The sequence below is a fragment of the Bradyrhizobium sp. I71 genome, assembly GCF_022354745.1.
GTDB classification, from domain to species: Bacteria; Pseudomonadota; Alphaproteobacteria; order Rhizobiales; family Xanthobacteraceae; genus Bradyrhizobium; species Bradyrhizobium liaoningense.
In genome coordinates this window covers 2,648,864-2,669,343 of the sequence record NZ_CP059398.1, presented here as the reverse complement: position 1 = coordinate 2,669,343, position 20,480 = coordinate 2,648,864, and the positions used below count along the sequence as shown (strand labels likewise).

At 64.8% G+C, this 20,480-nt stretch carries 20 protein-coding genes; 9 read left to right on the top strand and 11 right to left on the bottom strand.

The genetic code is table 11. The features are described from left to right. Nucleotides 1-143 precede the first annotated feature (143 nt). Both FJV43_RS13100 and FJV43_RS13095 read left to right on the top strand, forming a co-directional pair. Nucleotides 144-1,613, top strand: a complete 1,470-nt coding sequence (locus tag FJV43_RS13100; RefSeq protein ID WP_239627517.1) for an AMP nucleosidase — start codon at nt 144-146, stop codon at nt 1,611-1,613. A gap of 83 nt (nt 1,614-1,696) precedes the next feature. Then, complete coding sequence (locus FJV43_RS13095; RefSeq protein WP_131872072.1) at nt 1,697-1,972, top strand: DUF1488 family protein; 276 nt, start codon at nt 1,697-1,699, stop codon at nt 1,970-1,972. 35 nt (nt 1,973-2,007) lie between these two features. Here FJV43_RS13095 and FJV43_RS13090 read toward each other — a convergent pair whose 3' ends face one another. After that, complete coding sequence (locus FJV43_RS13090; RefSeq protein ID WP_239627516.1) at nt 2,008-2,490, bottom strand: CinA family protein; 483 nt, start codon at nt 2,488-2,490, stop codon at nt 2,008-2,010. A gap of 143 nt (nt 2,491-2,633) precedes the next feature. Here FJV43_RS13090 and FJV43_RS13085 point away from each other — a divergent pair, with 143 nt between their 5' ends. From FJV43_RS13085 to FJV43_RS13075, 3 genes are read left to right on the top strand one after another with little or no spacing between them, the layout of a single operon-like run. Next, complete coding sequence (locus FJV43_RS13085) at nt 2,634-3,692, top strand: amidohydrolase family protein (protein ID WP_239627514.1); 1,059 nt, start codon at nt 2,634-2,636, stop codon at nt 3,690-3,692. Between the two features lie 24 nt (nt 3,693-3,716). After that, nucleotides 3,717-4,829, top strand: a complete 1,113-nt coding sequence (locus FJV43_RS13080; protein ID WP_239627512.1) for an amidohydrolase family protein — start codon at nt 3,717-3,719, stop codon at nt 4,827-4,829. A 52-nt stretch (nt 4,830-4,881) separates the two neighbouring features. After that, nucleotides 4,882-5,295, top strand: coding sequence for a Rieske (2Fe-2S) protein (locus tag FJV43_RS13075; RefSeq protein WP_239627511.1), 414 nt, complete (start codon nt 4,882-4,884; stop codon nt 5,293-5,295). A 110-nt stretch (nt 5,296-5,405) separates the two neighbouring features. On the opposite strand, the gene FJV43_RS13070 is transcribed toward FJV43_RS13075, so the two are convergent. Further along, a complete protein-coding gene (locus tag FJV43_RS13070; protein ID WP_239627509.1) occupies nt 5,406-6,734 on the bottom strand; it encodes an MFS transporter in 1,329 nt (442 codons plus the stop codon). 145 nt (nt 6,735-6,879) lie between these two features. Further along, complete coding sequence (locus FJV43_RS13065) at nt 6,880-7,779, bottom strand: transcriptional regulator GcvA (protein WP_239627507.1); 900 nt, start codon at nt 7,777-7,779, stop codon at nt 6,880-6,882. A gap of 110 nt (nt 7,780-7,889) precedes the next feature. Here FJV43_RS13065 and FJV43_RS13060 point away from each other — a divergent pair, with 110 nt between their 5' ends. Together FJV43_RS13060 and FJV43_RS13055 are read left to right on the top strand one after the other, a co-directional pair. After that, the gene (locus tag FJV43_RS13060; RefSeq protein ID WP_239627505.1) at nt 7,890-8,093 is read left to right on the top strand and encodes a DUF1127 domain-containing protein; all 204 of its coding nucleotides are present in this window, start codon (nt 7,890-7,892) and stop codon (nt 8,091-8,093) included. A 68-nt stretch (nt 8,094-8,161) separates the two neighbouring features. Further along, nucleotides 8,162-8,785 carry a GNAT family N-acetyltransferase gene (locus FJV43_RS13055; protein ID WP_239627504.1) on the top strand — a complete coding sequence of 208 codons (624 nt, stop codon included), beginning with the start codon at nt 8,162-8,164 and terminating at the stop codon, nt 8,783-8,785. A 230-nt stretch (nt 8,786-9,015) separates the two neighbouring features. Here FJV43_RS13055 and FJV43_RS13050 read toward each other — a convergent pair whose 3' ends face one another. Together FJV43_RS13050 and FJV43_RS13045 are read right to left on the bottom strand one after the other, a co-directional pair. Next, nucleotides 9,016-9,846 (bottom strand): enoyl-CoA hydratase, encoded by an 831-nt coding sequence (locus FJV43_RS13050; protein WP_239627502.1) that lies wholly within the window; start codon nt 9,844-9,846, stop codon nt 9,016-9,018. Between the two features lie 125 nt (nt 9,847-9,971). Then, nucleotides 9,972-10,673, bottom strand: a complete 702-nt coding sequence (locus FJV43_RS13045) for an SDR family NAD(P)-dependent oxidoreductase (protein ID WP_239627500.1) — start codon at nt 10,671-10,673, stop codon at nt 9,972-9,974. 221 nt (nt 10,674-10,894) lie between these two features. On the opposite strand from FJV43_RS13045, the gene FJV43_RS13040 reads away from it, so the two are divergent. Both FJV43_RS13040 and FJV43_RS13035 read left to right on the top strand, forming a co-directional pair. After that, nucleotides 10,895-12,679 (top strand): acyl-CoA dehydrogenase family protein, encoded by a 1,785-nt coding sequence (locus tag FJV43_RS13040; RefSeq protein WP_239627499.1) that lies wholly within the window; start codon nt 10,895-10,897, stop codon nt 12,677-12,679. A 184-nt stretch (nt 12,680-12,863) separates the two neighbouring features. Continuing rightward, nucleotides 12,864-13,952, top strand: coding sequence for a Zn-dependent alcohol dehydrogenase (locus FJV43_RS13035; RefSeq protein ID WP_239627497.1), 1,089 nt, complete (start codon nt 12,864-12,866; stop codon nt 13,950-13,952). 147 nt (nt 13,953-14,099) lie between these two features. Here the strand turns inward: FJV43_RS13035 and FJV43_RS13030 are convergent, their stop codons facing one another. The 6 genes from FJV43_RS13030 to FJV43_RS13005 all read right to left on the bottom strand — a co-directional run bounded on the left by FJV43_RS13030 (nt 14,100) and on the right by FJV43_RS13005 (nt 20,465). Further along, on the bottom strand, nt 14,100-15,572 hold the full coding sequence (locus FJV43_RS13030; protein WP_239627495.1) for an amidase: 1,473 nt from the start codon (nt 15,570-15,572) through the stop codon (nt 14,100-14,102). Nucleotides 15,573-15,675: 103 nt separating this feature from the next. Beyond that, on the bottom strand, nt 15,676-16,647 hold the full coding sequence (gene mbfA / locus FJV43_RS13025) for an iron exporter MbfA (RefSeq protein ID WP_239627494.1): 972 nt from the start codon (nt 16,645-16,647) through the stop codon (nt 15,676-15,678). Between the two features lie 67 nt (nt 16,648-16,714). Then, the gene (locus FJV43_RS13020) at nt 16,715-17,863 is read right to left on the bottom strand and encodes an alpha/beta hydrolase (protein WP_239627492.1); all 1,149 of its coding nucleotides are present in this window, start codon (nt 17,861-17,863) and stop codon (nt 16,715-16,717) included. Between the two features lie 126 nt (nt 17,864-17,989). Further along, complete coding sequence (locus tag FJV43_RS13015) at nt 17,990-18,859, bottom strand: MBL fold metallo-hydrolase (RefSeq protein WP_239627490.1); 870 nt, start codon at nt 18,857-18,859, stop codon at nt 17,990-17,992. 15 nt (nt 18,860-18,874) lie between these two features. Then, nucleotides 18,875-19,486 (bottom strand): glutathione S-transferase family protein, encoded by a 612-nt coding sequence (locus tag FJV43_RS13010; RefSeq protein WP_239627489.1) that lies wholly within the window; start codon nt 19,484-19,486, stop codon nt 18,875-18,877. Between the two features lie 136 nt (nt 19,487-19,622). Continuing rightward, complete coding sequence (locus FJV43_RS13005; RefSeq protein WP_239627488.1) at nt 19,623-20,465, bottom strand: fumarylacetoacetate hydrolase family protein; 843 nt, start codon at nt 20,463-20,465, stop codon at nt 19,623-19,625. Between the last annotated feature and the right edge of the window lie 15 nt (nt 20,466-20,480).

Below are 20,480 nucleotides of genomic sequence, written 5' to 3'. Positions count from 1 at the left end.
TTTCCTCGTCATTGCGAGCGTAGCGAAGCAATCCAGATTGTCTCCGCGGTGAGATTTCTGGATTGCTTCGCTGCGCTCGCAATGACGACTTGGCTGCGATCCTGCTATAGTGCGCTTGTTTCAAGCAAAGCGGCGGTCGAATCATGCAATCTCCCCCCTCCATCGCCACCGAATCCTTCTCCGATGCGTCCCTCGCCGTCGCCCGTCTCGAAGAGATCTACGAGCGCAACACCAAGTTCCTGCGCGAGCGGTTCGAGGCCTATGTCAATGGCGAGACCGTCACGACGCGGATGCGGGCCTATTATCCCTTTGTCCGCATCACCACCGCGACGCATGCGCGGCTGGATTCGCGCCTGTCTTACGGCTTCGTCGCTGGGCCCGGCGTGCACGAGACCAGCGTGACGCGGCCGGATCTGTTCCGCAGCTATCTCACCGAGCAGATCGGATTGCTGATCCAGAACCACGGCGTGCCGGTCGAGATCGGCGAATCCACCGAGCCGATCCCGATCCACTTCGCCTATCGCCGCGACATCAACATCGAAGCCGCCATCACGACCAGCGAGAACTCCGCCGTCACGCGGTCGCTGCGCGATGCGTTCGACGTGCCTGATCTCGCGACGATGGACGATGCGATCGCCGACGGCACCTTCGAGCTGCAGCCGGGGACGCCCAAGCCGCTGTCCCTGTTCCGCGCCGCCCGCATCGATTACTCGCTGCGCCGGCTTTATCACTACACCGGCACCGATTCCGAATATTTCCAGAACTTCGTGATCTTCACCAATTACCAGTTCTATGTCGACGCCTTCGCGCAGCTCTGCCAGCAGCGTCTTCAGTCCGGCGAGGCGGGCCTCGACGCTTTCGTCGCGCCCGGCAACGTCATCACGCGCAGCGGCGGCGCGACGACGGGCGTTGCCCCCGCGCGCGCACCGCAGATGCCGGCCTTCCATCTGGTCGCGCCGGGTTATCGCGGCATCACGCTGATCAACATCGGCACCGGTCCGTCCAATGCGCGCAACGTCACCGACCATGTGGCCGTGTTGCGGCCGCATGCCTGGCTCATGCTCGGCCATTGCGCGGGCCTGCGCAACACGCAGCGGCTCGGCGACTACGTGCTCGCGCATGGCTATGTGCGCGAGGACCATGTGCTCGACCGCGAGCTGCCGCTGTGGGTGCCGATTCCCGCGCTCGCCGAGATGCAGGTCGCGCTCGAGGAGGCGGTCGAGGATGTCACCGGGCTCGAAGGTTTCGAGCTGAAGCGCCTGATGCGCACGGGGACGGTGGCGAGCGTCGACAACCGCAACTGGGAGATTTCCGGGCCTGAAGTGATCCGCCGCCTGTCGCAATCGCGCGCGGTCGCGCTCGACATGGAATCAGCCGCCATCGCCGCCAACGGCTACCGCTTCCGCGTCCCCTATGGCACGCTGCTCTGCGTCTCGGACAAGCCGCTGCACGGCGAGATCAAGCTCGCCGGCATGGCCAGCGAATTCTACCGCCGCCGTGTCGGCCAGCATCTCGAGATCGGCCTGAAGGCGCTGGAGCGGCTCAAGCAGCAGGAATCGGAGCGCCTGCATTCGCGAAAGCTCCGCAGTTTCGCCGAAGTCGCGTTCCAGTAGGTCGGGGCCCCCCTTTCATCCTTGCTGACAAGCCGGAGAATTTTTCGCATTGTCCGCGAGGGGGGCCGACCGGGACGCTTGCAATGCCGCTCACGCGCGACAAGATCATTGGCCATGATCTCGAACGTCTGGCCTTTCGCTTCACCATGCTGAACGATGGCGAGGTCGTGCAGTGCCAGATCAGCGACGCTGCCATGGACGAGCTCGCGGGCATGCAGGGCACCGAGAGCAGCGCGCGCCAGGCACAATTCTTGTCGCTGCGCGAAACCATCGAACGCATTGCGTCGGACCTCTACGACGAAGCGCCGCGCTTTCACGGCTATGTGGTGCGAATTTTCATGCGGCATTTGGGGCGGTGACATTGAGCCGTGCCGCGGACACAACCCCCTCACCGTCACCCCTCCAGATTCCTCAGCAGCAACTCCAGTGCCGTTGCCGCAAACACCTGCATGTTCGCAAACCGGTCGCTGCTGCCCGTCTCCAGCGTCATCACCTCCGCGGCGGGTCCTGCGACCGCCATGCAGCTATGGCCCGCTGCGTCGCCGTAGCGGTTGCCGGTGGGGCCGGCGGCACCGGTCTCGGACAGGCCCCAATCACAATTGAAGCGGCTGCGCATCTGCTCGGCCAGTAATTGCGCGTAGGGCTCCGACGACGACCGGAAGCCTTTCATGCCGTCATCCGAAATATCCATCAGCACCCGTCTGGCGTCGCGGGTGTAGACCACCGCGCCGCCGAGGTAATAGGCGGAGGCGCCGGGCACCGCGAGCAGGCTGGCCGAGATCAGGCCGCCGGCCGATGATTCCGCAACCGCGATGGTCTGCTTGCGCGCGATCAGTTGGGCCGCGACCCGTTCCGCAATGCCGACGAGCTCTTTCATCCCTGAAACCCCTCATTCCTTCGCAACCGAGCTGCGCCTTCCTAGCATATGCCGGCGGCCCCGGCTGAGTTGCGGGCGGCGGGCAGGCCTGCTTGAATGCGGGCACGAGACAAGAATTGACGAGGAAACGTGAAGGAGACGTCATGGCGTCCCTGATCGCCGGTGGGGTGGACTGCGATGTGCATCCGGCCGTGCCGCATCTGACCAGCCTGCTGCCGTACCTGAACGATTATTGGCGCGATCAGGTCACGACGCGCGGCATGGTCGACCTCGTCTCGCAATCCTATCCGCAGAACTCGCCGATTACGGCACGGCCCGACTGGCGGCCCGAGCAGGGCAAGCCGGGCGAGAGTCTGGCGGACATGCAGCGCCATGTGCTCGATCCCTTCCAGCTCGAGCATGCCATCTGCAATCCGCTGTACGGCGTGCAGATGGTGTTCGCCGAGGACATGCAGGCCGCCTTCTGCCGCGCGCTGAACGACTGGCTGGCGAAGGAATGGCTCGATCGCGATAATCGCCTGCGTGGCTCGATCGTGATCCCGACGCAAAGCGTCGAGAAGGCCGTCGCCGAGATCGAGCGCCGCGCCCCGGACAAGCGCTTCGTGCAGGTCCTGATGCTGGTCATGGGCGACGTGCCGCTCGGCAAGCGCGCGCTTTGGCCGATCTATGAGGCCGCGGAGCGGCTGGAACTGCCGGTCGGCATCCATGCCGGTTCCGCCTATCACAATCCGCCGACCGCGGTGGGGTGGGGGTCCTACCACATCGAGGACTATGTCGGGCAGGCCCAGGCGTTCCAGACCCAGCTCACCAGCGTGATCGTCGAAGGCGTGTTCGCCAAATATCCGCGGCTGAAAATGGTGATGCTGGAGTCCGGCGTCTCCTGGATCGCGCCCTATCTCTGGCGACTGCACAAGTTCTGGCGCGGGGTGCGGATGGAGACCCCATGGGTCGATCGCGCGCCGCTGGAGATTGTGCGCAGCAACATCCGCTTCTCGTTACAGCCATTTGATGCACCGCCGGAAGCCGAGACATTAATTCGCCTGTTTGATCATATGCAGTCGGACGAATTGGTCCTATTCTCCACGGACTATCCGCACTGGCAGTTCGACGGCCAGGACGCGCTGCCCGGAGGTCTGTCCCCCGATCTCGTGCGCAAGATCATGATCGACAATCCGCATGCAACCTATCCCCGCCTGACGTGAGCCGCTGCCAAAGGAGGCAAGGCGATGAATATCCAGTTCCGCGAGAGCCAAGAAGCCGCGTCCCCACTGACCGTCAAAACCGCGATCGCGGACTGCGACATCCATCCGGCACGCGCCACCCGCACCGAGCTCTATCCCTACCTCGCCAAACGCTGGCAGCATCACCTCGAAGTCTACGGCGTCCATGCCTATCAAGGCATGATGGAAGGCCCGCCCTATCCGAAAGCCCAGCCCAACGCCTCGCGCCGCGATGCCTATCCGCCGGAGGGCGGACCGCAGGGCTCCTCGCTGTCGTTCATGCAGAAGCAGCTGCTCGATCCCAACAACGTGCAACTGGGCGTGCTCAATCCGCTCAACACCGGACAAGGCATCCGCAATCACGAGCTCTCGGCGGCCCTGTGCTCGGCGATCAACGACTGGCAGATCGACAAATGGACCTCCAGGGACAAGCGGCTGAAGGCCTCGATTGTCGTCGGCAATGAGGACGGGCTGTCGGCCGCCGCCGAGATCCGCGAGCGCGCCGGCGACAAGAACTTCGTGCAGGTGCTGCTGCTCAGCCGCAATGTCGAGCCGCTCGGCCAGCGCCGCTATTGGCCGATCTACCAGGCCGCGGAGGAGGCAGGTCTTCCCGTCGGCGTCCACGCCTTCGGCTTCGGCGGCAACCCGATCACGCCCTCGGGCTGGCCGTCCTACTACATCGAGGAGATGGTGGGCCACTCGCAATGCCAGCAATCGGCGCTGGCGAGCCTCGTGCTGGAGGGCGTGTTCGAGCGCTTCCCGAAACTGAAGATGGTGATGATCGAGGCCGGCTTCGGCTGGGCGCCGTCGCTGGCGTGGCGGCTCGACAAGGCCTGGCAGCGGCTCAGGAGCGAGGTGCCGCATGTGAAGCGGCCGCCGTCGGAATATATCCGCGAGCAGGTGTGGTGGACGACGCAGCCGATGGAGGATCCGGAGCGGCGCGAGGACCTGTTCGACGTCATCAAATGGATCGGATGGGATCGGCTCCTGTTCGCGACCGACTATCCGCATTGGGATTACGATGAGCCCTCGCGCGTCTTGCCGGCGGGCGTCAGCGAGGCCAATCGCGAGGCGTTCTATCTCGGCAATGCGAAGAAGCTTTACGGGATAGCCGCATGATCCGAAAAAGTGTGAAGCGGTTTTTCGATCAGATCGTGCGGAAAACATAAGCATGGCCCGGCATGTCATTGCCGCGGTCGACGAGCTTCCGCCGGGCACCCGAAAATTCCTGGAGATCGACGGACGGCCGATCGCGGTCTTCAACGTCAAGGGCGAGTATTTCGGCCTGATGAACCGCTGCCCGCATCAGGGCGCGGCGCTGTGCGAGGGTCCGCTGATCGGGCTCGCACAATCGAGCAATCCCGGCGAGATCGAATACACGAAACTCGGCGAGATCATCCGCTGCCCCTGGCACGGCTGGGAGTTCGACATCCGCACCGGCCAATCCTACTGCGACCCCCGCCGCTTCCGCGTGAAGGCCTATCCGGCCCATGTCGAGCCGGGCGCAAGCGTGGTGAAAGGGCCATATGTCGCCGAGACGATCCCGGTCAGGATCGAGAGCGACTACGTGGTGGTGGAGCTGTAAGCCCGGCCGTCATTCCGGGGCACCCGAAGGGTGAACCCGGAATCTCGAGGTTCCCCGGTGCGCAATTGCGCACCTGAGGCTCGATGCTTCGCATCGCCCCGGAACGACACTCAACGCCCCGCGACCGGCTCCGGCACCGCATCATAGGCCGGCACCGCTTTGCCGCCGCGATACACCGTCGAGGCCGCGATGATGCCGAGCAGGGCGGCGAGCATCAGCCAGAAGCCGGGCGAGGCCTTGTCGCCGGTCCGCTCGATCAGCCAGGTCGAGGCGAACGGCGTGAAGGTGCCGAACAGGGCCGCGGCGAGCGCGAACGCCAGCGAGAAGCAGGTGGTGCGGACATGCGCCGGCACGATCTCGACGAGGGCACCCAACATGGTGCCGCTGTAGACGCCGAAATAGAACGAGAACATCATCTCGACCGCGAGCAGCTTGCCGAAGGTCGGCGCCGCCACCAGCCAGTGCAATGCCGGATAGGCGGTCACCAGCGCCAGGCAGGCGATCGCGATCAGCACCGGCTTGCGGCCGATGCGATCGGAGAGCGCGCCGCCGACCGGATTCCAGATGAAGTTGGCCACCGCGACGAGCAGCGTGACCAGTAGCGCGTCATGCGTCGACAGCTTCAGCACGGTCTTGCCGAAGGTCGGCGTGTACACGGTGACGAAGTAGAACGTCGTCGTGGTCAGGATCGCGATCATCATGCCGAGGACGACGATGCGCCAGTTGGCGAGCGCGGATGTGAACACCTCGCTCGCGGTCGGATGCTTCTTCATGGCGAGGAAGGCCGGCGTCTCCTCGAGCGTCCGCCGCAGGAGGAAGATCAGCGGAATGATCAGGCATCCCACGAAGAAGGGAATGCGCCAGCCCCAGGCGGCCACGGTGTCGGCGGGCATCACCTCGGAGAGGATGTAGCCGAGGATCGAGGCCACGAAGATCGCGACCTGCTGGCTCGACGATTGGAACGAGGTGTAGAAGCCGCGATTGCCGGGCGTCGCGATCTCCGCGAGATACACCGACACGCCGCCGAGCTCGACGCCGGCCGAGAAGCCTTGCAGCAGCCGGCCGATCAGCACGATGATCGGCGCTGTGATGCCGATGGTCGCGTAGCTCGGGCAGAACGCGATGACGATCGTGCCGAAGGCCATGATGCCGAGCGTGACGATGAGGCCCTGGCGGCGGCCGATGCGGTCGATGTAGGCCCCCAGCACGATGGCGCCCACGGGGCGCATCAAGGCGCCGAGCCAGAACACGCCGAAGGTGTTGAGCAGCGAGGCGGTCTCGTTGGTCGAGGGGAAGAACGCCTTGCCGATCGCGGCGGCGTAGAAGCCGAACAGGAAGAAATCGAACTGCTCGAGGAAGTTGCCTGAGGTGGCGCGCAGGATCGCGCCGACGCGCGACCTGATTGCGGGCGGATTGGTTGAGGCGGCTGGTCCAGCCATGACGTTGCTCCCCTTGGAAAGACGTGGCCGGGCCGAAATGCATTGCACGGCAAGGCGACAGATTGATGCTGCGACAATCTGTCATACCCCATCCCGCGCGGAGCGGAGCGAGTCAACCGGTATTCCGGAGGAAGCTGATGATTTTTCAGGCTTTATTTTGCGTTGCAGCGACGATCCATTGCCGGAACGCGGCAAGCTTCGGCGCCTCGCGGCGGCCCTCCGGCGCGACCAGGTAGAACCCGGCATCGGCCGGCAGCGCGATCTTGAAGGGCACCACCAGGCGGCCCTTGGCGATGTCGTCCTGGACGTAGGAGGTCCGTCCCATCGCCACGCCGATGCCGTCGATCGCGGCCTGGATGGTCATGAAGATCATGTCGAAGGTGATGCCGGGCTGCCTTGCGATATCGACGGGCAGGCCCGCCGCGGTCAGCCACAGCCGCCAGTCGTCGCTGTTGGTGTTCGAGGTGTGCAGCAGCGGATGGTTGCGCAGATCCTCAGGCCGGCGCAGCGGCTTGTCGCCGCGCAGCAGTGACGGACTGCATACCGGAAACAGCTCGTCCGCCATCAGCCAGTCGGCGCGCACGCCCGGCCACTGGCCGCGGCCATAGCGGATTGCGGCATCGACATTGTCGCGCTGGAAGTCGACGAGGCTGGTCGAGGTGGTGATGCGCACGTCGATGCCGGGATGCTGCTCCTGGAAATCGGTCAGCCGCGGCAGCAGCCATTTTGCCGCGAGCGAGGCGAGCGTCGACACGGTCAGCACCTTGTCGTCCTCTTTGCGCAGCAGTCGATCGGTGGCGAGCCGGAGATCGTTGAAGGCGGCGCGGACGCCCGGGAGGTAGTCGCGCGCCTCCGGCGTCAGCGCCAGCGCGCGGTTCTGCCGGATGAACAGGCGGATGCCGAGCTCCTCCTCCAGCCTGCGGATCTGATGGCTGATCGCGGTCTGGGTCACGTTCAGCTCGCTGGCTGCCAGCGTGAAGCTGAGATGGCGCGCGGCGGCCTCGAACGCCCGCAATCCGTTCAGGGATGGCAATCTGGCAGTCATCTGGCAGCAGGATGCATGACGTTATTTCATGCGAAAGGGTACAAATTGTCGTTTGTCGCAGCGCGGTAGGAAGCAGATATTAGTAGTCAACTTAGCTCCAGGAGCTGAAAATGTCTACTTTGACCGACAATTCGATGACAAATCATCATGCACCCGGCCTGATCCAGCAGATCGGCGAGACGCTTCACGTCTGGCATGAGCGCTACCGCACCAGGCGCGAGATGACCAACTGGACCGCCCGCGACCTCCATGATGTCGGGCTGTCCTGGTCCGATGTCGCCTATGAGGCCGACAAACCCTTCTGGCGGGCCTGATAGGCCGCCAGGCCGGCGCCGCCTGACTGTGGGGGCGCCGGCGGTCCCTTTTCCGCACGGCATGTGTCATGAGCATCCTTCGCCTCGAAGACCTGAAGCAATATTCGGACAGGCTGCGCACAAGCGACGGCACGGCGCTCAACGTCCGCTTCGTCGAGCCGCGCGACACCGACGAGCTCCAGCACTACTTCCGCTCCCTCTCGACCCGCTCCCGCTACAACCGTTTCTTCGGCGCGATCAGCGAGCTGCCGCAGGGCCTGCTGCACGACTTCCTTCGGGTGGGCGAGGGCGAGCGCTTCACAATCGTTGCGACCATGATGGTCGACGGCTTCGAGACCATCGTGGCCGAAGCGCGCTACGCCTTCCATGCCGAGACCGCGACTCTCGAGTTCGGCCTGTCGGTCGACGACCGCTGGCAGGGTCTCGGTATCGCCACCGCGCTGATGAAGAACCTCGAATGCCGCGCCGCCGCGCTTGGCGCCGAGCACATGTTCGGCGACACGCTGCGTTCCAACGAGGCGATGGTCTCGCTTGCGCGCAAATCCGGCTTCGCTTTCGTCAACCATCCCGACGACTGGAAGCTGGTGCGTTTCGACAAGGAGATCAGCGTCGCGCCCAGAGACATTCCCTGCGCGAGCTGGCGCCTCGCCGCCCTTTCCCGTCAGGCCGACAGCCCCTCAGCCTCGGCCTGACACCACTGCAGCCCGGCCTGGCCAAGCCAGAGCCGGGTTTTTTTTGCTTTCCTGCCCGATCCGTCATCCTGAGGCGCTCGTTCTGCGCACTTTCGCAGAACGAGCCTCGAAGGATGAACGGCCCCGCTGTTTCCAAGCAGTCTCTCGCAGCAACAGTCGGGCCGTCGCCCTTCGAGGGCCGCTGAAGAAGCGGCCGCCTCAGGGTGACGGTCACAGATTTCGGGTGTCGGCTACTTTCCCGTGAACACCGCCTTGCGCTTCTCGATGAAGGCCTGCACCGCCTCCTTGTGATCCGCGGTCGTGGTCAGGCGGATCAGTCGTTCAGCCTCGTGGTCGCGCGCCGTTTCGAAGTCGAACAGCACGGCCTCGTCGAGATTGTCCTTCATGTAGCGCAGCGCCAGGCGCGGGCCTTCGGCGAGCGATCTGGCCAGCGCGAAGGCCTCGGTTTGCAGCTTGTCATCAGGCACCACGCGGTTGACGAGGCCGATGGCTTCGCAGCGTACCGCATCGACGCGATCGCCGGTGAACATCAGCTCGCGCGCCCGCGCGGTGCCGACGAGCCGGGTCAGGAGCCAGGCGATGCCGTAGTCGCCGCTGAGCGCGATGCGGGCATAGCCGGTTGCAACGAAGGCGGATTGTGCGGCGATGCGGATATCGCAGGCCATGGCGATGGCAAGCCCGGCGCCGACCGCGGGACCGGGCAGCGCGGCGATGGTCGGCTTGCGCACCGACACCAGCGCGCCGGTCAGCAGCCGTTGCCGCTCCTGAAGGTCGGCAACCTTGTCGTCAAAGGACATATCGAGCTTTGCCTTGTCGCGATGTGCGCCCATGCCCTTGACGTTGCCGCCGGCGCAGAACGCTTCGCCCGCGCCGGTGAGCAGCAGCGCGCCGACACCGGGATCCTCGCCGCAGGTTCGGATCATCGTGCGCAGCGCCGGCGTCAGGTTATCGGATAGCGCATTGCGCGCCTCCGGCCGGTTCAGCGTGATGATCGCGACGCGGTCGCGCACGACGCAGAGGAGTTCACTGGTGCCGGTGTCGATGGTGGTTTCCGTGGTCATCGTCGCTCCCTACTCTTGTAGAGTGGGCAAAGCGAAGCGTGCCCACCATTTCTTTCCGTCTCCGAGATGGTGGCATGGCGCTAACGCGCCTTTGCCCACCCTACGGCAGCTGTGAATTTATCGCCTCAAAACTTCTCCACCCAGGGCCGCAGCTCCAGCTCCCAGCTCCAGGCGCTGCGCGGCTGCTGCAGCACGTTCCAGTAGCTCGCTGCGATCGCGTCGGGATCGAGCATCGAATCCGGCTTGTCCGCCGGTTCGGTTCGCGCCGCGCTGCGGATGCCGCCGTCGATGACGAAATGCGCGACATGGATGCCTTGCGGCGACAATTCGCGCGCCATGCTCTGCGCGAGGCCGCGCAGCGCGAACTTGCCCATCGCGAACGGCGCCGACTGCGCATAGCCCTTGACGCTGGCGGAGGCGCCGGTGAACAGGATCGCGCCGTGCTTGTTCGGCAGCATGCGCCTGGCCGCCTGCTGCGCCACCAGGAAGCCGCCATAGGCGCTGACCGCAATCGCCTGCGCGACGTCGGCCGGAACGAGCTCGATGAAAGGCCCGCGCGTGCGGCCGCTGGCATTGTAGACGACGAGGTCGGGCGTTCCGATCTCGCGCTCGACGAGGCCGAACAGCCGCTCCACCTCGTCGGGCTCGGTGGCGTTGCAGGCATAGGCCTTTGCGCCGGTCTCGCTGCAGAGCGCGCCGAGCTTCTCGATCTTTCGCGCGGCGAGCGCGACGCGGATGCCCTGGGCGGAGAGCAGCCGCGCCAGCGAGGCGCTGAGGCCTTCGCCGGCACCGACGATGAGGGCGATCTTGTGTTTCGGATGTTCCATTGCGTGATCTCTCGGAAGCAGGAGCCGCTGATCTATGCATGGGCTGTGCGAACGACCAGCCGGGTCGATCACAATTCCGCAGAGCGAATTGCTCCTCCACGGCGATCATGCCGCCCTGACAATTTGCGGCTTTATCGCTGTCCGCGACTGGAGCATGATCGACATCATCCAAAGCGGCAAGCGCAAAGAATTGCCGTCGGACGGAAACGAAGAGGACGATCATGCACAAGCCGGTCACAGCGCAGCCACAAAATGCCGCGGCCGCACCTTCCGGCCTGCTGGCGCCCGATACGTCAGGCATGAATTTCTACCGCGCCGATCCGGCGCTGGCCGATCTCCTGCGCATTCATCTGCCGGATACGCTGTTCCGTCATATCGAGCCGCATCTCGACCGTCTCGGCGAGCTCGCCGGCGGCCATCTCGACGAGTGCGCGCGGCTCGCGGACCGGCACACGCCCGTTCTGCACCAGCGCGACAAGTTCGGCCGCGACATGCAATGGATCGAATACCATCCGGCCTATCGCGAATTGGAGAACGCCGCGTTCGGCGAGTTCGGCATCCACGCGCTCTCGATCCGCAAGGGCATCATGGGCTGGCCGGACAAATATCCCGTCGTCGCCAAGCACGCCTTCACCTTCCTGTTCAACCAGACCGAATTCGGCATGGGCTGCCCGATCAACGTCACCGACGGTTGCGCCAAGCTGCTGGCAAATTTCGGCAGCGAGGCGCTGAAGGCAAAATATCTCGACGGCCTGACCTCGACCGACACGAGCAAGCTGACGCAGGGCGGCCAGTTCATGACCGAGAAGGAGGGCGGCTCCGACGTCGGCACGCTGACCACGCGTGCGGTGCAGGAGGGCGACCATTGGCGTCTCTACGGCGAAAAATGGTTCTGCTCGAATGCGGACGCGAAGGTCGTGATGCTGCTGGCGCGTCCTGAAGGGGCGGGCCCCGGCACGCGCGGCGTCGGCCTGTTCCTGATGCCGCGCTTTCTCGACGACGGCTCGCAGAACAACTACCGGATCGTGCGCCTCAAGGACAAGCTCGGCACGCGTTCGATGGCCTCGGGCGAGATCAAGCTCGAAGGCGCGATCGCCTACGCGGTCGGCAAGCTCGACCGCGGCTTCGTGCAGATGGCCGAGATGGTGAACTCGTCGCGGCTCTCCAACGGCGTCAAATCCACCGCGCTGATGCGCCGCGCCTATCATGATGCGATGACGGTGGCGACGAACCGCGTGGTGTTCGGCAGCCGCATCGTCGACCTGCCGCTCGGTCGCCGGCAGATGCTGAAGATCATGCTGCCGGTCGAGCAGGCGCTGTCGATGAGCTTTCTCACCGCCGATGCGCTCGATCGTGCCGAAGCCGGCAGCCAGGATGCGGCGGCGCTCCTGCGCATCCTCACCCCGACGCTGAAATTCCGCGCCACGCGCGATGCGCGCAAGGTCTGCGGCGATGCGCTCGAGATGCGTGGCGGCATCGGCTATATCGAGGAATTCGCCACCGCCCGCCTGCTGCGCGATGCCCATCTCGGCTCGGTCTGGGAGGGCACCGGCAACATCGTGGCCATCGATGCGTTGCGGCGCGCGGTCGGCCGTCACGGCGCGGAGTCCGCGCTCGCGGCCGATCTGCAGGCCCGGCTCGACGACAGCGCTTCCGTGCCGCAGGCCTGGCGCGACCGTCTGCGCGGCCTCACCGATCGCGCCGTCGGCTTCGCGCGCGAGGTCGCAAGCAAGTCCGAGAACGAGGCGGAGGCCCGCCGCGCCACCAGCCTGCTCTATCATGTCGCGAGCGCGGTCGCGCTCGCATGGGAGGCGCATCGCATCCACGACATTCGCGGCGATGCGCGCCGCCTGCTGCTGTCGCGCCTCGTCATCGATCATCGGGTGTCGCCGAGCGATCCGTTCCGGCTGACGGAAAATGCCGCGCAAGCGAAGATCGCCGCGTTGCTGCTCGGCGATCGCGCAGGCAGCATGAGCGAGGTTGGCGAACTGGTTCTGGCAGCGTAGGCTCTCTTCACCTCTCCCATGGGGAGAGGTCGGATCGCGCCGGCGGCCCGGGTGAGGGGTTGTGCTTTCATCGAGAGACCTGAACCCCTCACCCGGAATCGCATCTTTGATGCGCTTCCGACCTCTCCCTTTGGGAGAGGTGAAGTGCCCACGCAACGATAATCATAACAACGAGGAAACACCGATGAAGGCCGCCGTCCTCCATGAAGTCAACCAGCCGCTCGTCATCGAGGACATCAGTCTGCCGAAGCCCGGTCCGCGCGAGGTCCTGATCCGCACCGCGGTCGCCGGCCTCTGTCACTCCGATTTGCATTTCATGGAAGGGCTCTATCCGCATCCGCTGCCGGCGGTGCTCGGCCACGAATCCGCCGGCGTGGTCGAGCAGGTCGGCTCCGACGTCACTTACGTGAAGCCGGGCGACCACGTCGTCACCTGCCTGTCCGTGTTCTGCGGCACCTGCGACAACTGCACCACGGGCCGCACCGTGCTCTGCACCGACACCACGGTGAAGATGCTGCCGGGCGTCTCCAACCGGATGCAGTGGTCGAAGCCGGAAAAGCTGCACCAGTTCCTGAACCTCTCCTCCTTTGCGGAGCAGATGCTCGTGCACGAGAACGCCATCGTCAAAATCAGGAAGGAGATGCCGCTCGATCTCGCCGCTCTGATCGGCTGCGGCGTCATCACCGGCTACGGCGCGGTGGTGAACACGGCGAAGGTGACGGCCGGCGAGACCGTCGCCGTGATCGGCTGCGGCGGCGTCGGCATGGCCGCGATCAACGGCGCGCAGATCGCCGGCGCCGGCCGCATCATCGCCATCGACACCAATCCGGCCAAGCTCCAGCTCGCGACCAAGCTCGGCGCCACCGACATCGTCAACCCGACGGACGGTGACGTGGTCAAGCAGGTGCGCGACCTCACCAACGGCGGCGTGCATCATTCCTTCGAAGTGCTCGGCCGCAAGGAGACCGCGGAGCAGGCGTTCGGCATGCTCGCCTCGGGCGGCACCGCGACCATCGTCGGTATGATTCCGTTCGGCCAGAAGATCGAGCTGCACGGCTTCGACTTCCTGCGCGAGCGCAAGATCCAGGGCTCCTCGATGGGCTCCAACCATTTCCGCGTGGACATGCCGCGGCTGGTTGATTTCTACCTGCGCGGCCGCCTGCACCTTGAGGACTGGATCTCGGCCAAGCTGAAGCTGTCGGAGATCAACGAGGGCTTTGCCAACATGAAAGCCGGCAAGACGCTGCGCAGCGTGATCGTGTTCGATAGTTGATTTCAGTATCGCTGTTTTCGCTCCGTCATTGCGAGGAGCTCGCGACAAAATTGCGAAGCAATTTTGCGCTGATGCGACGAAGCAATCCATGATTCTCCGCGGAGGTGGTCTGGATTGCTTCGCTTCGCTCGCAATGACGTGGAGGAATCAATCATCGAACATCTTCGGCGGCACGAACCCGCCGAACTCGCGCTCGATCAACTCTGCGAGCTTCAGCGGCGTGCGATCCTCCAGCCACGGGCCGACGATCTGCACGCCGACCGGCAGGCCATCCTTCGTCAAGCCGAGCGGAACCGCCGTCGCAGGCAGGCCCGGAAGCGTTGCGACGCCCGGCCAGGCGAGCTGGTCGGAATAGGGATAGTCCTTGCCATCGATGCTGATGCGCCGCAGGCGTTGCTCCGGCGAATGGTCATGCGGAAAGGCCGGCGTCGGCATGATCGGGCAGATCACCGCGTCGAAGCTCTTGAACAGTGCGCGCCATTGCGCCCGCAGGCCGGCGCGGCTGCCTGCGTCGAGCACCCAGGCGCGGTGGCTTGCGGTGATGCCGCGCAGTCGCTCCGCGCCGAGGCTGCGATCCTCGGGCGACAACTGGCTCGCCCGGGCCTGCGCATCCGCAAGCTCATCCGGCAGGAAGAATGCGCCGAGAAAGCTCAGGAGCATGCGCATGTATAGCCGCGAGGTCTCCGCGAAATCCGGGAGCTGGCCGCTCTCGCGCGCGATCCTCACGCCGGCCTTCGACAGATCGGTTGCGAGCCTGTCGATCGCGCTGCGGACGTCCCGGTCGGTCGGCAGCAGCGGGTGGCTGTCGATCACCAGGATACGAAAGTCCCGCAATGATTGATGCCGTGCAACGGGCAAGTCGAGCTTGTATGCGACACCGGCATCGAGCGGATCCGGTCCGGCCATGATTTCGAGCAGCAGGGAGATATCTGCTGCCGTGCGCGCCATCGGCCCGATGACGGCGAGGTCGCCCTCGCGCGGAATGGCTGGAAACGGCGGCGGAGTCTCGCCCCGCGCCGGGCAGAGATTGAGGGTCGGCTTGTGCGCGAAGACGCCGCAATGAAAAGCCGGCACACGCAGGGAGCCGCCGATGTCGGAGCCGGTGGCGAGCGCGCAATAGCCCGCGGCAAGGGCTGCGGACGATCCCCCGGACGATCCGCCCGGCGTGCGGCCGAGATCATAGGGGTTGTTGGTGGTGCCGTAGATGTCGTTGTAGCTCTGCCAGTCGCCGAGGCCCACCGGCACGTTGGTCTTGCCGAGGATCACGCCGCCGGCCTGCTTGATACGGGCGACAGGTAGTGCGTCTTCCATAGGCTTGAAATCCTTCTGCGGAACGAACCCCCAGGTCGTCGGCAGGCCGGCGATGTTGAAGGATTCCTTGATCGTCACGGGCAGGCCGAGCAGCGGCTTGCGCTCGCCGCGCGCCAATGCAGCGTCCGCCTCGCGCGCGGCAACGAGCGCGCGGTCGAAATCGCGCACGCAGATCGCATTGATCCTGCCGTCATGCCGTTCGATGCGCTCGATCGCATCCTGCGTGAGCTCGACCGCGGAGACCTTCTTCGCGCTCAATGCGGCCGACAGCTCGACCGCACTCTTGAAACTCCATTCCGACCTCGCCACGGCGCTTCTCCCGCTCTGGTTGTTGGAGGATGATGCGCAGTTTGGCCGAACGCGGCAACGGCTGTTTGATGGCGATTGCTATGTCAGTGGGACAGTGTGGCTCCTACGCCGCCCCGATCACGATCCCGACCGCCAGCACGATGGCGCCGCCGAGCACGATCTGGAACACGGCCTGGAGGAACGGCGTGTCCATGTAGCGCGAGCGGATGAAGGCGATCGCCCACAATTCGAAGAACACCACAATGCAGGCGATTCCCGTCGCGATCCAGAACGCGTTGGCCCAGCTGTCGGGTACGAGATAGGGCGCGGTGTGGCCGAGCCCGCCGAGCGTCGTCATCGCGCCACAGGTGATGCCGCGCAGCCAGGGCGAGCCGCGCCCCGTGAGCGAGCCGTCGTCGGACAGCGCTTCCGCAAAGCCCATGCTGATGCCGGCGCCGATCGAGGCGGCAAGGCCCACCAGAAATGTTTGCCAGTTCTGATGCGTGGCAAAGGCGGCCGCAAACAGCGGCGCGAGCGTCGAGACCGAGCCGTCCATCAGGCCGGCGAGGCCCGGCTGCACATATTGCAGCACGAACATCCTCCGGCGCGTGCGGTCCTCCTCGGCACGCACGTCGGGCTTCAGGATCTCGTCGGTGAGTTTCGCGGCGGTATGCTCATGAGCCTTCTCGGCTTCGGCGAGGTCGCCGAGCAGCCGGCGCACGTTGACGTCCTCGGCCTGCTCGGCGGCCTTGGCGTAGAAGCGCTCGGCCTCGAGCTCCATGGTCTCGACTTCCCGGCGGATCGTGTCGAGCGGCAGGTTCTTGGTCAGCCAGATCGGGCGGCGGCGCAGGAAGCCCTTGACGTCTTCGCGGCGGATCGGCGGCAAATGCTGGCCGAAGCGCTGCTCGTACGTTTCCAGCAGCATGTGGCGATGGCCGCGCTCCTCCTCGGCCATCTGCTCGAACAGTTTCGCGGAGTCGGGATAGCGCTCCTTCAGATCCTCGGCGAAGGTCATGTAGATCCGGCTGTCCTCCTCCTCGGAGGAGATCGCAACCGCCAGCACCTCGCGCTCGGTCAGATCGGCAAAATTCTTCACGGCCGCCCTGTCATAAGTTTAGAACCATTCTAAAAACTATATAGGGCGCAGTGGTTCCCTGGTCAAATCAGGCGGTGCCAGCCCTGGTGAGGAAGTCCAGCAGCAATCGGCTGACCTCGGCCGGCTGCTCCTGCTGGACCCAATGGCCGGCGCCGTCGACGAGATGGCAGCCGAGCATCTTCGTGCATGCGCGCGCCTGCATCGTCTCGAACACGCCCGGGCGCTGATAAGTGCCCCAGTCCTGCTTGCCCGAGATGAAGCAGGAGGGCACGTCGATGCTGCGGCCGGCAAACAATTGCAGCTCGTTGTTGAAAGCGCCCGATGTGCCGCAGCGATACCATTGCAGGCCGCCCTGGAATCCGGTGCGGCCATATTCGGCGCTGTAGTAAGCGAGTTCGCGGTCCGGCAGCCATTGATTGGCGGCGACCGCGGCCGGCGACGGCATCTCCTTCGCAACCGTCTCGGCCATGGTCTCGTTCAGGTCCATCACGTAGTAGGTCGGCAGCTTCGCAAGCTCACCCGCCGACCACGATTCGAGCGGATAGGGCTTGTTGCCGGTCCAGTCCGCGCTCTTGTGATGATAATAGGCGCGCAGGAAATCATGCACGCCCTGCGGCGCGCGCTGCATGTCGGCGCTCGCCTCGCGCGTCGCGTAATACCATTGATAGTGTTTTCGCGGCCGCGGGAGCGCGGCAAGCGCGCGATGAACGGGGTCTTCGGCCGCAGGCTTGGCCGGCATGTCGACGGTGCCAAATGGCAGCGGCGGCGGTCCGCCGAACGGCGCGCTCATCATCGTCACCGAACGAAACACGTCAGGCCGGATCAAGGCGCACCAGGCCGCGACAGGGCTGCCGAAATCATGGCCGACGACATCGACCTGCCTGTAGCCGAACGCCGACACCAGGGCGAGCGCGTCACGCACCAGATTGAAGAGCGAGAACGGCGCGAGATCGCCGTCGTACTCCGCACTCCATCCCGTCGTGCGTCCATAGCCGCGCTGATCCGGCGCAATCACGTGATAGCCGGCCGCGGCGAGCGCCGGCATCACCTTGCGCCAGGAGAAGGCGAGTTCAGGAAAGCCGTGCAACAAGAGAAGACAGCGCCGCCCCCTGGTCTCGAAGCCGGCCTCGAGCACATGCATGCGCAAGCGGTTGATGCCATCGATGGTGCGCGAGCGGATGCCGGCGGGGAGGGGAATGTCGGGCAGATCAGGCATGTTGTTTCCTCGTCATGGCCGGGCTTGTCCCGGCCATCCACGTTCTTCGTGATCGATGGATTGTAAGAGCGTGGATGCCCGGGACAAGCCCGGGCATGACGGGAGGAAGCAGGAAGACCGCTTGCGCTACACCGCCGCGCAAACGAATCCGCTGCCCTTGCGCTTGATCTTTCCGACCGACGGCGAGGGGAAATGTGCCGTGCAGCACAGCGTGTCGGTGTCGCAATAGCGCTCAAGGAAGCTGCGGCGCGTCGTGGCTGCCTTGGTCGGATCGACATCGAACTTGATCGACAGCTCCGGATAGAGCGTCTGCAACGGCGAGTGCATGAGATCGCCGGAGAACACCGCCTCGTCCTTGCCGCGGCCCATCGTGAAGGCGACGTGGCCCGGCGTGTGACCGGGCGTCGGCAGGATGCGGACATGGTCGCCGATCTCATGGTCGTTGCCGACGAGCTCGTGCCTGTTGGCTTCGACCACAGGCAGCACGCTGTCGGCGAAAGGCGGGATCTCCGCCTTCGCATTCTGCTCGGACCAGTGGTCGAACTCCTGCTTGGCGAAGACGTAACGCGCTTTGGGGAAGGTCGGCACCCAGCGGCCGTTCTCCAGCCGCGTGTTCCAGCCGACGTGATCGACATGCAGATGCGTGCACATCACGAAGTCGATGTCGTCCACCGAGAAGCCGGTAGCGTTCAGCGCGCGCAAATAGGTGTCGTCGGTCTTCATGTTCCATTTCGGCCGCTGCGGCCGCGGCTTGTCGTTGCCGATGCAGCTGTCGATCAGGATGGTGTGGTGCGGCGTCCTCACGATGTAGGATTGGAAACACAGCAGCAAAACGTCCTGCTCGTCCAGCGCCCTGGCCTGACGCATCCACGCCCGATTCTCGGCCAGCACCTCCGCCGTCAATCCCGGCAGCATTTCCAGCGCAGGAACGAAGGAGGTCTCCTGCTCGATGACGCGATGGATGGTGAGGTCGCCGACTGAGAACTTCAGGCTCATGAGAACTCCCGGGATTTACGCGGCCGGCGGCACCGAGATATTCACCGAGGGCCGCGCCATCATCTTCTGGTGGAACGCATCGAGCTTCGGATAGGCCTTGCGCCAGCCGCAATCGGCGAAGCGGAAGTCGGCGTAGCCGAGCACGCAAACAAGGCCGATCTGCGAGATGTCGAACGGGCCGTTCAGAACGTCGGGCATGTTCTCGAAGCGCGCCATGCCGGTCCAGGCCCGGTTCCAGTGGTCGTCCGACCAGGCCTGCCATTGCAGACCCTGCGGCCGCACCAACTTCTCATAGCGGCACAGCAGCATGGAATCGAGCATGCCGTTGATCAGCGAGTGATTGGTCTTGGCCTTCCAGCGCCGCGGGCCGTAATCCGGGATCAGGCTGCCGCCGGCCATCTCGTTGAGATATTCGACGATGACGTAGGAATCCAGGATCACGTCGCCGTCATTGGTGATCAGCACCGGCAGCTTCTTCAGCGGCGTGATCTTCGAATAATCCTCGTTGGCCGTGCCCGGCGTCACGGCCGCAGGCACGAACTCGATCTTGTCGATCAGTCCGAGCTCGATCGCGGCGATGCGCACCTTGCGGGCGAAGGGCGAGGCGGGGGAGAAGGTGAGCTTCATGGGAAATGTCCTAGGCAGTATTCGGAAGTTGTCTTCGTCATTGCGAGCGAAGCGAAGCAATCCAGTCTGTCTCTGCGGAAATAGTCTGGATTGCTTCGTCGCTTCGCTCCTCGCAATGACGACGGGAGGGCACGGCTTACGCTGCGATGATCTCCTGGCGCTGCTCGCCGAGACCTTCGATGCCGAGCGTGACGACGTCGCCGACATTGAGGAAGGTCGGCGGCTTCATGCCGAGGCCGACGCCGGGCGGAGTGCCTGTCGTGATGATGTCGCCGGGCAGCAGCGTCATGAACTGCGAGACATAGGAGACGCACTTGGCCATGGAGAAGATCATGGTCTTGGTCGAGCCGGTCTGGCGGCGCTGGCCGTTGACGTCGAGCCACATCGACAGGTTCTGCACATCCTTGATCTCGTCCTTGGTCGCGAGCCACGGGCCGAGCGGGCCGAACGTGTCGTGCGACTTGCCCTTGGTCCACTGGCCCAGGCGCTCGATCTGGAATGCGCGCTCGGAGACGTCGTTGCAGACGCAATAGCCGGCGACATGGTTCAGCGCGTCGGCTTCCGAGACGTATTTTGCGCGGGTGCCGATGATGGCGGCGATCTCGACCTCCCAGTCGAGCTTGGTTGAGCCGCGTGGCTTCTCGACCGGATCGTTCGGGCCCGACAGCGAGGTGTTGGCCTTCATGAAGATGATCGGCTCGCTCGGAATATCGGCGCCCGTCTCCTTGGCATGGTCGCTGTAGTTGAGGCCGATCGCCACGAATTTCGAGATGCCGGTGACGGGCGCACCGAACCGCGGCTTGCCGGAAACGGCGGGCAGCGAGGCGGGATCGAGCGCCGCCAGCTTCTTCAGGGACTCGGGCGAATAGGCTTCGCCGGTGAGGTCCTTCACATGCGCCGACAGGTCGCGCAGCTGGCCGGATCTGTCGATCAGGCCGGGCTTTTCCGCACCCTTCTCGCCGTAACGAACAAGCTTCATTCTCGTTTCTCCCTG

What these genes read in the sequence shown, in the direction of transcription:
- FJV43_RS13100 (WP_239627517.1), top strand. Translation starts at nt 144, where the DNA reads ATGCAATCTCCCCCCTCCATCGCCACCGAATCCTTCTCCGATGCGTCC.
- FJV43_RS13095 (WP_131872072.1), top strand. Translation starts at nt 1,697, where the DNA reads ATGCCGCTCACGCGCGACAAGATCATTGGCCATGATCTCGAACGTCTG.
- FJV43_RS13090 (WP_239627516.1), bottom strand. Translation starts at nt 2,490, where the DNA reads ATGAAAGAGCTCGTCGGCATTGCGGAACGGGTCGCGGCCCAACTGATC.
- FJV43_RS13085 (WP_239627514.1), top strand. Translation starts at nt 2,634, where the DNA reads ATGGCGTCCCTGATCGCCGGTGGGGTGGACTGCGATGTGCATCCGGCC.
- FJV43_RS13080 (WP_239627512.1), top strand. Translation starts at nt 3,717, where the DNA reads ATGAATATCCAGTTCCGCGAGAGCCAAGAAGCCGCGTCCCCACTGACC.
- FJV43_RS13075 (WP_239627511.1), top strand. Translation starts at nt 4,882, where the DNA reads ATGGCCCGGCATGTCATTGCCGCGGTCGACGAGCTTCCGCCGGGCACC.
- FJV43_RS13070 (WP_239627509.1), bottom strand. Translation starts at nt 6,734, where the DNA reads ATGGCTGGACCAGCCGCCTCAACCAATCCGCCCGCAATCAGGTCGCGC.
- FJV43_RS13065 (WP_239627507.1), bottom strand. Translation starts at nt 7,779, where the DNA reads ATGACTGCCAGATTGCCATCCCTGAACGGATTGCGGGCGTTCGAGGCC.
- FJV43_RS13060 (WP_239627505.1), top strand. Translation starts at nt 7,890, where the DNA reads ATGTCTACTTTGACCGACAATTCGATGACAAATCATCATGCACCCGGC.
- FJV43_RS13055 (WP_239627504.1), top strand. Translation starts at nt 8,162, where the DNA reads ATGAGCATCCTTCGCCTCGAAGACCTGAAGCAATATTCGGACAGGCTG.
- FJV43_RS13050 (WP_239627502.1), bottom strand. Translation starts at nt 9,846, where the DNA reads ATGACCACGGAAACCACCATCGACACCGGCACCAGTGAACTCCTCTGC.
- FJV43_RS13045 (WP_239627500.1), bottom strand. Translation starts at nt 10,673, where the DNA reads ATGGAACATCCGAAACACAAGATCGCCCTCATCGTCGGTGCCGGCGAA.
- FJV43_RS13040 (WP_239627499.1), top strand. Translation starts at nt 10,895, where the DNA reads ATGCACAAGCCGGTCACAGCGCAGCCACAAAATGCCGCGGCCGCACCT.
- FJV43_RS13035 (WP_239627497.1), top strand. Translation starts at nt 12,864, where the DNA reads ATGAAGGCCGCCGTCCTCCATGAAGTCAACCAGCCGCTCGTCATCGAG.
- FJV43_RS13020 (WP_239627492.1), bottom strand. Translation starts at nt 17,863, where the DNA reads ATGCCTGATCTGCCCGACATTCCCCTCCCCGCCGGCATCCGCTCGCGC.
- FJV43_RS13015 (WP_239627490.1), bottom strand. Translation starts at nt 18,859, where the DNA reads ATGAGCCTGAAGTTCTCAGTCGGCGACCTCACCATCCATCGCGTCATC.
- FJV43_RS13010 (WP_239627489.1), bottom strand. Translation starts at nt 19,486, where the DNA reads ATGAAGCTCACCTTCTCCCCCGCCTCGCCCTTCGCCCGCAAGGTGCGC.
- FJV43_RS13005 (WP_239627488.1), bottom strand. Translation starts at nt 20,465, where the DNA reads ATGAAGCTTGTTCGTTACGGCGAGAAGGGTGCGGAAAAGCCCGGCCTG.